Below are 11,811 nucleotides of genomic sequence, written 5' to 3' on the forward strand. Positions count from 1 at the left end.
ATCTTGCGATGCGCATTACTATGCCTCTCCCCTTGTGGCAGAGGGCAGCACCGCAAGTGGACGCAAACTCAATCAGGTGAGGGGTTTCTCTCCGCACCTTCCGTGGGGAGAAAGACACCCGTCTCGCCGCTAGCGCGGCGAGACAACCTCTCCCACAAGGGGAGAGGTAGAAAATCAGCCCGAGATCGCGCCGCGGACGGCAGCGATGATTCGCTCCTGGTCGGCTTCGGTCAGATAGGCGTGCATCGGCAGGCTGATGACATCCTGCGACAGGCGCTCGCAAGCAGGCAGGCCGCCGTCTGCGACCGGGTACTGCTTGTAGGCGGACTGCTGGTGCATCGACTTTCCGTAATAGACCGCGGTCGGCACGCCCTGGGCTTTCAGCGCGGCAGCGAAGCCGTCGCGATCGGTGCCTTCGGGAAGGCGGATGGTGTACTGCGCCCAGACCGAAGTGTTGCCGGGGCTAAGCCGCGGCACCGTCACCACATTGGACAGGCCGCGCGCGTAGCGCTCGGCCACCCTGTTGCGGGCGGCGATTTCGTCGTCGAAAATCTTCAGCTTCTCGATCAGGACGGCGGCCTGCATGGTGTCGAGCCGGCCGGTCAGGCCGAGGCGGATATTGTCGTATTTGTCGACGCCCTGCCCGTGCACGCGGATGCTGCGCAGCGTCGCAGCAAGGTCGTCATCGTCGGTGAAGATCGCGCCGCCGTCGCCGAAGCAGCCGAGCGGTTTTGCAGGGAAGAAGCTGGTCGTGGTGGCGAGGCCGAAAGTGCCGAGCTTGCGGCCCTTGTAGCTTGCGCCGAAACCTTGCGCAGCGTCGTCGATCACGAACAGGCCTTCAGCCCTGGCGATCTCGGCAATGGCATCGTGATCGGCGGGTTGCCCAAACAGATCAACTGGAATCACCGCGACTGGTTTCAGCCCGGCCTTGCGCGCGCTCGCAATGCCGCGCTTGAGCGATTCCGGGCTCATGTTGAAGGTCGTCTCGTCCACGTCGACATAAACAGGCGTTGCGCCCATCCGCGCCGCCGGCGAGGCGGTTGCGATGAAGGTGAACGACGGACACAGCACGGCATCGCCGGGACCGACATTCTTTGCCATCAACACCATCAGAAGCGCATCGGTGCCACTGGCACAGGCGATGACGTGCTTGGCGCCGCAATAGGCCGCGAGCTGCTTTTCGAGCTCGAAAACCTCGGGGCCGTTGACGAACTGGCAATGATCCATCACGCGCTTGACGGCGGCATCGAGCGAGGCGCCGAGCCGGACGCGCTGCGAGGCGACGTCGATGAACGGAATAGGTTCGGACCGCAGATGCTGGTTCATGGCCTGGCTCTTGGCACCTTCTCGAATGGTCGACATGGAAAGGTTCAGCCGGCGACGCGGCGCGGCCCCTTGAGGGCGGGCGATTTGGCCGCGGGGCGCGACGGCGTCTCGAGGCACTGCGTTGCGATCTCTAGGCTGGCGACGCCTTCATCGCCGGTGACCGCCGGCGTCTCGCCATTGCGTACCGCCTTGAGAAAGGCGATCAGCTCGGCACGAAGCGGCTCGTCATGGCCAACAGGCAGATGCCGCATCGAATAGCTGCCGTCGGGCTTGAAGCCGAAGCATTCGGTGACCTGGCGCGTGAGCAAATCACCCATCACGTATTTGCCGCGCGTCGCGACCGTTACGCTGCGTGCCTTGAACGGCGTCAGCCAGTTGGTGTTGATATGCGCGAGCACGCCGCTGGCGGTGCGGAATTGAAGCAGCGCGATGTCCTCGCGCTCGGCGACTGCGCTCGACAGTTGCGGCTGCACCTCGACTATGTCGGATTCGGTAAACCAGCGGATCAGGTCGATATCGTGCACGGCGAGGTCGATGACGACGCCGACATTGGACATGCGCGGCGGGAACGGGCCGACTCGCGTGATCGCGATGGAGAGGATGTCCTCGCCAGCGATCGCCTGCTTGACGGCGGCGACCGCCGGATTGAAGCGCTCGACATGACCGATCATCAGCGTGACGCCGGCCTCTTGCGCGGCGGCGACGATCTCACGGCCCTCCTCCACCGTCGAGGCGATCGGCTTCTCGACCAGCACGTGGATGTTCTTGGCGATGCAGGCGAGCGCGACCTCGTGATGCAGATGGGTCGGCGCCGCCACGGTGACGGCATCGACCCCCGCGGCGAAGAGCTGGTCCAGCGTCTCGAAGCTGTTGCAGCCGGCGAGCTCGGTGGCGCGCGTCCGGTGTGCCGGCGACGGATCGACCACTCCGACCAGGCTGACACCGGGCAGGCCCGCGAGCACGCGCGCGTGGTTGCTGCCCATCACGCCGGCGCCGATGACGCCGACGCGCAAGCCGGCCTTGGCCGGTTGTGATCCCTTGGAACTCATCTGATCGAACCCCGATTCACCGCAAATCCCCGGGCCGCTTCTAGCACGGTCGCCACAGATGTGGCGAATACCGGCCTGATTGACCGGACACGATTTGATTCAAAAAATTACACGTTCCCCGAGCCTTAGCACCAAAACGGAGTGCTTTTGGGCCCAGATCGCGTGATTCGGAATTCGCTGGTTACGACCTTTGATAGTCGTCTTCAATCCGGATGATGTCGTCTTCCCCGAGATAGGAGCCGGTCTGGACCTCGATCAGTTCCAGCATGATTTTACCGGGGTTCTCCATCCGGTGCACCGCGCCCATCGGGATGTAGATCGACTCGTTTTCGTGCACTGTCTTCACGGTGTCGTTGACGGTGACGCGGGCGGCGCCACGGACCACGATCCAGTGCTCGGCGCGATGGTGATGCTTCTGCAGCGACAATCGCCCGCCCGGCTTCACGACGATGCGCTTGACCTGATGACGCTCGCCATTGTCGACCGACTGATAGCTGCCCCAGGGACGATGCACCTTGAGATGCTCCTCGGTGACCTTCGGCGCGACCGCCTTCAGTTTCGTGACGAGACGCTTGAGGCCGTTGGCATCCTGCTGGCGCGAGACCAGCACGGCATCCGCGGTCGCGACCACGACGAGATCGTCGACGCCTTCCAGCGCGACCAGCGCGGCATCGGTGGTGACGTTGCAGTTGCGGGAGTCCTCGAACACGGCAGGGCCGTGCGCCGCGTTGCCTTGCGCGTCCTTCTCCGACAATTCCCATACCGCATGCCAGGAGCCGACGTCGGACCAGCCGCAGGACACCGGCACCACGGCCGCGCGCGAGGTCTTTTCCATCACCGCATAGTCGATCGAGATCGCCTTGGCGGCGCCGAACGCCTCGGGCTCCAGCGTGACGAAGCCGAGATCGCGGCCGGCATGGGCAACCGCCGAGGACACGGCGTCGACGCTTGCCGCATCGACCTTGCGGTATTCGTCGAGCAGCAGGCTTGCGGGGAACATAAAGTTGCCGCTGTTCCAGAGATAGCCCGAATTGACGTAGTCGGCGGCCTTCGCCGCGTCAGGCTTCTCGACGAAGCGCGCGACCGCGCGCACCTCACCTGAGATCACCTCGCCCGGGTTGATATAGCCATATTCGGTCGCCGGCCGCTCCGGCTTGACGCCGAAGGTGACGATGCGCCCCAGGCTCGCGGCGGCGAGGCCCTCGCGGCAGGCCGCGACGAAGGCGGCGTTGTCCTGCACGACGTGGTCGGCGGCGAGCGCCAGCACGATCGCTTCACTGGTGCGGTTTTGCGCAAATGCCGCGCCGGCCGCGATTGCGGGGCCGGAATCGCGTCGCATCGGCTCGAGGATCACGTCGGCCTCGATGCCGATCTCGGCGAGCTGCTCGAGCACCATGAAGCGGTAGGCCGCGTTGGTGATCACGATCGGTCGGTCGAACAGCGCCGCGTCGGAGACGCGCAGCAGCGTGTCCTGGAAGGTCGAGCGCGCGCCGAACAGGGGCAGGAACTGTTTCGGCCGTACCTCGCGCGAGGCCGGCCACAGCCGCGTGCCGGCGCCGCCGCACATGATCAGGGGGATGATACGTTTGTCCATCGTCATCTCGAACCTTGGAAGTCGTCCCGATACCAGGCGGCAAACTGTGGGCCCCGTGCGATCGGCTTGGATGCTACACGGGCCGCGGCGTCAAGACAGGTGAAGCGCGGCGCCTAAAGGCCTGCCGCGCGCCTTTTAGCCGATATCGAGAGGCTAGTCCTCAGCTTTCGTGGCCGCTTCTGCTAACCGCTTCTGATAACCGCTATTGCAAGATCGGCGCCAAAACCATACCAAAGCGGCCGAATTCGGCGCCTAGCGTCGGGTCGCCTCCAATCCTTGCAAACCCCGCGGGCGAGATGCGCCGAATCCTGCTGTCGACGGCCAAAATCCTGATCTCAGCGGCGCTGCTCTATCTGGCGCTGCGCAAGGTCGACCTCACCGAGCTGTTGTCGCGCTTCACTGCGACCAGCCTGGTCTGGATCGGGGTCGCGATCGCGGTCACGTTTCTGCAGATCTTCGTCGGCGTGCTGCGCTGGCGCGAGATCAGCGCCGAATGCGGTGCGCCGCTCGAGCTTGGCCGCGCCATGCGTTACAACGTGATCGGCTCCTTCTTCAACCAGACGCTGCCGTCGGCGATTGGCGGCGACGCGGTCCGGCTCTGGCTGGTGGCGCGCGCCGGTGCCGGATGGCGTGCGGCGACCTATTCGATCTTCGTGGACCGCGCCATCGGTCTCGTCGCGCTCGCGATCCTCATCGTCGCAAGCCTGCCCTGGAGCTATCAGCTGATCACCGATCCGAGCGGCCGCTCGGCGCTGCTGCTGGTCGACTTCGCAGCCCTTGCCGGCGGCATCGGCTTCTTGATCTTCGGCGCGCTGAAATGGTCGTGGCTGAAGACCTGGTGGGCCACCCACCACATCCATGCCTGCGCCGTGATCGCCAACCGCGTCATCTTCAGCCGCACGCGCGGACCTGCCATCGCGGTCCTGTCGCTGTTGGTTCACGTGCTTGCCGTCGTCATCGCCTGGTGCGTGGTGCAGTCGATCGCAGCCCCCGTCACCTTCGCCCAGGTCTTCCTGCTGGTCCCGCCGGTGATGCTGATCACTTTGATGCCGATCTCGATTGCCGGCTGGGGCGTGCGCGAGGCGAGCATGGGGCTGGCCTTCGGCTTCGCCGGGCTCGCCGCCAATGAAGGCGTCAACATCTCGCTGCTGTTCGGCGCGGTCTTCTTCGTCGTCGGCGCGTTCGGCGGCCTGGTCTGGATCCTGAGCGCGGAAAAGGCCGCGCAGGGCTCGGCGCAGCTCGGGGTGCCGGAGTGACTGCGCCCACGATCGTGCCCACGATGGTTGCCCTTGTGATCGCCGCGCTGATGTCGGCACTCATCACCTGGATCAGCCGGCCCCTGCTCCAGCGCTACGCGCTGGCGCGGCCGAATGCCCGCTCTTCGCATCGCATCCCGACCCCGCAAGGCGCTGGCATCGCCGTGATATCGGCGACAATCATCGTGGCATCGGCCTGGGCAATCTCGGCGAACGTGGCGATCCCGTTGATGCTGGTCGTTGCGACGATCGTGATCGCGCTGGTCGGATTCGCCGACGATATCGTCTCGCTGCCGGTGCTGCTACGGCTCGTGTTGCAAGCCGCCTGCGTCGGCGCCATCGTGTTCACCGCGCCCGACGATGCGCGCATCATACTGACACTGCCGCTCGTGCTGGAGCGCGTCCTGATCGTGCTCGCCGGCATCTGGTTCGTGAACCTCGTCAACTTCATGGACGGGCTCGACCTGATGACGGTAGCGGAGGTAGTGCCAATCGCCGCCGCTTTGCTGCTGCTCGGGCTGCTGGACGAATTGCCGTGGCCGGCGGTGTTGATCGCAACCGCGCTGTGCGGCGCGATGCTCGGGTTTGCACCGTTCAACAGGCCGGTCGCCAAGGTGTTTCTAGGCGATGTCGGCAGCCTGCCGATCGGGCTTCTGCTCGGCTGGTGCCTGCTCGAGCTTGCCTGGCGCGGACAGGCTGCTGCGGCACTGCTGCTGCCGGCCTATTATCTTGCGGATGCCACGATTACCCTGTTCCGCCGCATCGCCCGGCGCGAGCAGTTCTGGTCGGCTCACCGCTCGCATTTCTATCAGCGCGCCACCGACAACGGCTTTCTGGTTTCGCGGGTCATCGGTGAGGTATTTGCGCTCAACGTCGTGCTGGCGGCGCTTGCGATCGTCACAGTTCTCGCCGACCGGCCGGCGGCCACGTTGATGGCGCTCTTGGTGGGCGCGATTGCGATTACGGTCACGCTGCGGCGGTTCTCCCGCCGAAAAGCGTGCTGAGCCGCCAGCGCCAGTCGCAGCCCTTCATCACAACCGGATCGCTCAAGCTCAGCGCTTCTTCGCCCGTTTCGGGCTGACCAGCAATTCATCAATGAGGGCGGCATAAGCATTCAATGCGGTGACGCGGTCGAAGCTTGCGGCCACTTTCACCGCATACTCTGCGATCTCGCCACCACTCGAGCCGGACGCCGCACGGATGGCCGCAGCGAGCTAATCGGCGCGGCCGGGTGTCACCACCCAGCCGAGGCCCGTTCTCCACCACCGTCACCGCGGCCTCGGGCTCGGAGACCAGCGCGACCGGTTAGCCGACCGCCACCAGATTATAGAACCGGCTCGGCACCGACACCCCAGCAACGTCCTTGCGATACGGGACGATCCGGAGGTCGGCCGCGGCGAGGAACGCCTCGAGCTCGCAATCGTCGACCCGCCCCACGAACGAGACATTTGAGCGGTTCGCATCGGCCTGCAGCTGTTTCAGCCGCTCGAAGCCGATACCCCAGCCGAGAGCAGGGATTAAATCTCCTCCTCATTCTCGAGCAGCGTGGTGTCTCAAATACGATCTCAGGATCATGGGTGAAACCGACATTACCCGACAGCCAAGGCTGAAGCGCCCCGCGAGCCGTTTGCGGAACGGATTCTCCGCCGTCACCGCTGGCACACCCGGCGAACCCGACAGCACCTATACCTCACGCTCGGTGGCGAAGCGGCAGGCGATCTCGGCCCTGATCCCCGCGGTCGTGCTCGGATCCGGCGGAGCACGCGATACGATCCTGCCGAGATCTTGCGGCTGCATGATCAGGCCGCGGTCGACCCGAATTCGGGAACCGCATCCTTCAGGATGGTCCTGATGGTCGCGCGATCGTCGCGCGCGATCGCTTGGTCGAGCGCGGCGATCCATTTGCGTAGGGTCTGCATCGGCGGCTCGTTCGGCTGCGCCGCCATGATGCCGGCAACGCCGATCTCGCGGGTCGGCTCTTCGGAAGCGAACAGGATCTCATGCAGGCGCTCGCCCGGCCGCATCCCCGTGAACACGATCTCGATGTCGTAGCCGGGCTGCAGGCCAGAGAGACGGATCATGCGCTCGGCGAGATCGACGATCTTCACCGGTTGGCCCATATTGAGCACATAGACCGAAACGTCAGGACGCTCCGTGCCGAGCGCGTGCGTGGCCGCCGTGATCACGAGGTCGCAGGCCTCGCGGATGGTCATGAAGTAACGAACCATCTCGGGATGCGTCACCGTCACCGGGCCGCCGGCTTCGATCTGGGCCTTGAACTTCGGCACCACAGAGCCGTTCGAGGCCAGCACATTGCCGAATCGAACCGAGATCAGCCGCGTCGGCGGCTTTGCACTGCTGCCGACCGCCGCGAGTTCATGATCGAGCGCCTGGCAGTACATCTCGGCGAAACGCTTGGTCAGGCCCAGCATCGACACCGGCTCGATCGCCTTGTCGGTCGAGATCATCACCATGGCTTCGGCTCCTGCGGCGAGCGCGGCGTCGGCCACGTTGATCGAGCCGAAGATATTGGTCTTGACGCCCTCGCTCCAGTCGCGCTCGAGGATTGGCACGTGCTTGAGAGCGGCCGCGTGGAACACAATGTCAGGCTTGAACTCGGCCATCAGCCGCAGCACGCGCTCGCGGTCGCGGATGTCGGCAATCCGTCCCTCGATCGCAGCCCCCTTGCCGTGCGCGGCGAGCGTCTCGGTGACCGCGTAGAGCGCCGGCTCGGAATTCTCCAGGATCAGGAGCCGCGCGGCGCCCAAGGCGACGACACGCTCACAGATCTCCGAGCCGATCGAGCCGCCGCCGCCGGTGACGATCACCGCTTTCCCATTGATCAGGGCCTCGAGCCGCGCATAGTCAATCTTTTCGCTCGGCCGCAGTAGCAGATCCTCAACAGCGACCGCGGTGAGTCGCGGCGTGTCGCCGCTCTCGAGCGAGGGCATACGGTTGACGATCACACCCAACTTGCGCGCCCGCATCAGGATCGATTCCGGATGGGCCTCCGGCTCGAACGCCGAGGGCGTCATGACCACGCGCGTGATCGCCTTGCCACGCTTGGTGAAGTCGCCGACAACGTCCTCGATATCGTCGATGCCGCCCAGCACCGGCAGGTTCCGGATCAACTGCCCGCGATCCGAGCTCGATGGCGACAACACGCCGACCGGCCAGATCCGCTTGATCGCCCCGCTCTCGATCCCGCGCAGAAGCACCTCCGCATCCGCGGCTCGGCCGATCAGCAGCGTCGGCGCGGCATCCTCAATCCGGGCATTGCGCCGCACCCGCGTGTAGCGGAAATAGCGATAGGCCATCCGCAAAGCGCTGAGGGAGGAGATCTCTAGGAACCAGTAGAGGACGATCGTCGCTTTGCCGAGGAAGAAAGTGCCGCGAACATTGGGTGCAACGAAGATGTAGTCGAGCACAAGCAGCGCCAGCGTCAGAACGGTCGCGACCCGGATAATGTTCATGGCATCCGGCAGCGAGATGAAGCGCCATTTCGCCGTAGTCAGGTTAAAGGCGAAAAACACCACCACGCTGAACGCGAGAAAATAGGGCAGAATCTGGTACAATAGCGGCAAACGGTCGAAGAAGCCCGCGCCACCCTCGAATCGAAGGTAGAAGGCCGCGAAGAGCGCCGCCGTTGTTGCCAGCAGGTCATGGAGCGCGATCAGAAAATTGCGCAAAGAGAGATGCGAAAGACGCGTCATCCGGCGACCGGCAAATATCCCGTGAAATACAACCTCACCGCGCTGATAGCCCATATCGACCGGACTTGCCAGCAGCGCAGTCGTTCAGGAACCGGCTTCCCCCGCCTTCGCCGCCGACCGTTGCGTCTGGATCACCATGCCGCCGGCAACGCCGACCCCGATGACGTACATCCAGCCCTCGTGGAAGTCGAACAAATGGGAGTTGAACAGGGACGTAAAGATGTTCTGCACCACGACCAGGAAGCCGATCCAGGACGCCACCCCGTAACCACGAAGTAGCAGGAGATGCAGGATCCAGATCGCATAAAGAACAGCGACGCCGATGACGCCCCATTGCACAGCGACGTTGAGCGTCTGGTTGTGCGGATTGCCGATCACCTCAGCCGAGGCTTGGTAGTCAGTTCCCGTTTTCGCCCGCTCGAACAATCCGCGCGTGGAACCGGTACCATGCCCCTTGATAGGGGCCTCGGCAAAGAATCCCAGTGACTTCCGCCAGAATTCGAGCCGAAGGCCAAGCGAGGTCGCCTCGCCCTTTTCCTTGTAGCGAATATAGTCGCTGACGAAGGTATCGGCAGTCTTGCGCAATTGCGGCGAGGCCTGCCAGGCGATAGCGGCACAAGCGACCAGCGTCGCGGCGATAATCGCGACGCTGCGCCAGCTCAAATGACGCAACGCAAACACGGCGAGCATGATGGGTACGGTGACCAGCGCGGTGCGCGACACCACCACAAAGACCATGTTGATCAGGAAGCTCAGCGCTAGCGCGGCCAGCAGGCCAGCGATCCAGTAGCGCTTCTCGCGCAACAGAACCAGTATAGGGTAAGCGAGTGCTACCGCACACAGCGTGAATTCTTGGCTCTGATCGATGTAGTTCTTGACGAAGATGCCGCGCTCGAGCGAGTCGTATGGTTTCAGCGACAGGCCGGGATAGAAGGCGACCAGCCAGGACATCACCGACAGGAGCGCGCATGACACCAGGAAGGCGATGAATATCCACTTCCCGCGCGGCGAGCGCTGGAAATGGTAGAGCAGCATGGGCAGCACGAGCAGCTTGACCGTCGGGCCAACGGCATAGAGGCGCACGCCCCAGGCTGCATCCGACCACAACGTTCCCACCAGCGCGAGCAGGAACAGTGCGATCGGTGCTGCGCAGATCGGACGCGTCAGCGATTGCAGGAAGGCCCTGACGTCGAGGAACGGCACCATGCAGAGCAGGAACGCGGCGTTGAAGATCGCCGCGAGCGAAGTCGACCATGGCAGCGAGGCGACGGTGAGAATCGCGAACAGGTCGGCCGTCTCGCTCCACGCCGCAGGGCTGCGCAAACGCCGCCACAGCATGTGGGCGGTCGTTTGCCGCTCCAGCGCCGTCAGCTGGTCCGTCACTTGCCCCCTCCCCGCGCGCGATGGACCAGCGCCGTCGTGCTGAAACCTTGCAAAATGTCGACCAGCACGACCACCCCGCCCGCGGCTTCGACGACGTCGTAGCCGACCACCTGCTCGCGGGAGTAGTCGCCGCCCTTCACCAGCACGCTCGGCGTGATCCGCGTGATCAGGTCGATCGGCGTGTCCTGCTCGAAGATGACGACGAGATCGACGGCTTCGAGCGCGGCCAGCACTTCGGCGCGCGCGCGCTCGTCCTGGACCGGACGATCCGCGCCCTTCAATCGGCGCACCGAGGCATCGCTGTTCAAACCGACGATCAGGCGATCGCAGGCAGCGCGCGCCGCGGTCAGCACCTTGACGTGGCCGGGATGCAGGATGTCGAAACAGCCATTGGTGAAGCCGACGCGCAAACCCTCCCGCTTCCACTCGGCAAGCTTTTCCTCTAGCGCACCGGGCGCGCCCACGACCTTCTCCTCGGCCGCGAGCGTGGCATGCGGCAGGATCTTGCGCCGCAGCTCGGCCGCGCTCACGCTCGCGGTGCCCTGCTTGCCGACGGCGACAGCGGCCGCCGCACTCGCCACGCGCAGCGCCGTATCCCAATCCGCACCGGCGGCGAGCGAGACCGACAGCGCCGCCGCGACGGTGTCACCGGCCCCGGAGACGTCGCGCACCTTCACCGGAAACGCAGGCACATGAACGGCCTCGCCCTTGCGCGGGACCAGCGTCATGCCGTGCTCGCCCTGCGTCACCAGGATCGCCTCGCAATCGGCGAGCCGCATCACGTCCTCGCTGGCATCGACAATACTTTGCGGTGTGTCGGCGCGGCTGCGGGTGGCTTCCGCGAATTCCTTGCGGTTGGGCGTGAGCAGCGTGGCGCCGCGATAGATCGCCCAGTTCAGGCTCTTGGGATCGACAATCACAGGCTTGCCCGCCTGTCGCGCCGCATCGATGGTGTGGCGGATCACGCGCGCGGTCAGCACGCCTTTGGCGTAATCGGACAGCAGCACGATATCGGCCCGCGCGATCTGCGGCAGGATCGCCTCGATCAACTTGGCCTCGACCTCTTCGGACGCGGGCTGTGCCTGCTCCCAATCGGCCCGCAGCATGTGCGTGGAGAAGTGCTCGGAGACGAAGCGAGCCTTTCGCGTGGTGGGACGCGAGGGATCGCACACCAGCACGCTCTCGATGCCGGCATGATCCTCCAACGCGGCCTTGAGCCGCGCACCCGCATCGTCCTCGCCGACGAGACCGACGAAGATGCAGCGCGCGCCGAGCGAGGCGACATTGCGCGCGACGTTGCCGGCACCTCCGATGTGGAGCTCGCTGCGCTGTGCCGCGATGACCGGCGTCGGCGCTTCCGGCGAAATCCGCGACACCTCGCCATAGACGAACTCGTCCAGCATGATGTCGCCGATGCACAGCACCGTGCGGCCGGAGATCGTTTGCGCAAGGGCGTCGAAATCGAGAATGGGCGTCGGCATGATTAAAGG

Annotated in this window: 8 protein-coding genes; 2 read left to right on the plus strand and 6 right to left on the minus strand. The window is 64.8% G+C overall.

The window, feature by feature from the left end; translation table 11 throughout:
• Positions 1-174 precede the first annotated feature (174 nt).
• The 3 genes from IF809_RS07165 to IF809_RS07175 form a co-directional block, all read right to left on the minus strand.
• A complete protein-coding gene (locus IF809_RS07165) occupies positions 175-1,362 on the minus strand; it encodes a DegT/DnrJ/EryC1/StrS family aminotransferase (protein WP_462837204.1) in 1,188 nt (395 codons plus the stop codon).
• Between the two features lie 8 nt (positions 1,363-1,370).
• Entirely contained in the window at positions 1,371-2,375 is a 1,005-nt protein-coding gene (locus IF809_RS07170; RefSeq protein WP_462837205.1) for a Gfo/Idh/MocA family protein, read from the minus strand.
• A gap of 181 nt (positions 2,376-2,556) precedes the next feature.
• Positions 2,557-3,969: a mannose-1-phosphate guanylyltransferase/mannose-6-phosphate isomerase gene (locus tag IF809_RS07175; RefSeq protein ID WP_462837206.1), complete on the minus strand. Its 1,413-nt coding sequence runs from the start codon at positions 3,967-3,969 to the stop codon at positions 2,557-2,559.
• A gap of 296 nt (positions 3,970-4,265) precedes the next feature.
• Between IF809_RS07175 and IF809_RS07180 the strand changes: the two genes are divergently transcribed.
• Both IF809_RS07180 and IF809_RS07185 read left to right on the plus strand, forming a co-directional pair.
• Complete coding sequence (locus IF809_RS07180) at positions 4,266-5,225, plus strand: lysylphosphatidylglycerol synthase transmembrane domain-containing protein (protein ID WP_462837207.1); 960 nt, start codon at positions 4,266-4,268, stop codon at positions 5,223-5,225.
• 23 nt (positions 5,226-5,248) lie between these two features.
• A complete protein-coding gene (locus tag IF809_RS07185) occupies positions 5,249-6,229 on the plus strand; it encodes an MraY family glycosyltransferase (RefSeq protein WP_462837228.1) in 981 nt (326 codons plus the stop codon).
• Between the two features lie 795 nt (positions 6,230-7,024).
• Here the strand turns inward: IF809_RS07185 and IF809_RS07190 are convergent.
• From IF809_RS07190 to rfaE1, 3 genes are all read right to left on the minus strand, one after another.
• Positions 7,025-8,938 (minus strand): SDR family NAD(P)-dependent oxidoreductase, encoded by a 1,914-nt coding sequence (locus IF809_RS07190; protein ID WP_453996845.1) that lies wholly within the window; start codon positions 8,936-8,938, stop codon positions 7,025-7,027.
• A gap of 84 nt (positions 8,939-9,022) precedes the next feature.
• Positions 9,023-10,309, minus strand: coding sequence for an O-antigen ligase family protein (locus IF809_RS07195; protein ID WP_462837229.1), 1,287 nt, complete (start codon positions 10,307-10,309; stop codon positions 9,023-9,025).
• 8 nt (positions 10,310-10,317) lie between these two features.
• Positions 10,318-11,802 (minus strand): D-glycero-beta-D-manno-heptose-7-phosphate kinase, encoded by a 1,485-nt coding sequence (gene rfaE1 / locus IF809_RS07200; RefSeq protein WP_462837208.1) that lies wholly within the window; start codon positions 11,800-11,802, stop codon positions 10,318-10,320.
• Between the last annotated feature and the right edge of the window lie 9 nt (positions 11,803-11,811).

This window comes from Bradyrhizobium sp. UFLA06-24 (assembly GCF_054967145.1).

Coding starts and splice junctions, on each gene's coding strand:
- IF809_RS07165 (WP_462837204.1), bottom strand. CDS start 1,362: ATGTCGACCATTCGAGAAGGTGCCAAGAGCCAGGCCATGAACCAGCAT.
- IF809_RS07180 (WP_462837207.1), top strand. CDS start 4,266: ATGCGCCGAATCCTGCTGTCGACGGCCAAAATCCTGATCTCAGCGGCG.
- IF809_RS07175 (WP_462837206.1), bottom strand. CDS start 3,969: ATGGACAAACGTATCATCCCCCTGATCATGTGCGGCGGCGCCGGCACG.
- IF809_RS07185 (WP_462837228.1), top strand. CDS start 5,249: ATGGTTGCCCTTGTGATCGCCGCGCTGATGTCGGCACTCATCACCTGG.
- IF809_RS07170 (WP_462837205.1), bottom strand. CDS start 2,375: ATGAGTTCCAAGGGATCACAACCGGCCAAGGCCGGCTTGCGCGTCGGC.
- rfaE1 (WP_462837208.1), bottom strand. CDS start 11,802: ATGCCGACGCCCATTCTCGATTTCGACGCCCTTGCGCAAACGATCTCC.
- IF809_RS07190 (WP_453996845.1), bottom strand. CDS start 8,938: ATGACGCGTCTTTCGCATCTCTCTTTGCGCAATTTTCTGATCGCGCTC.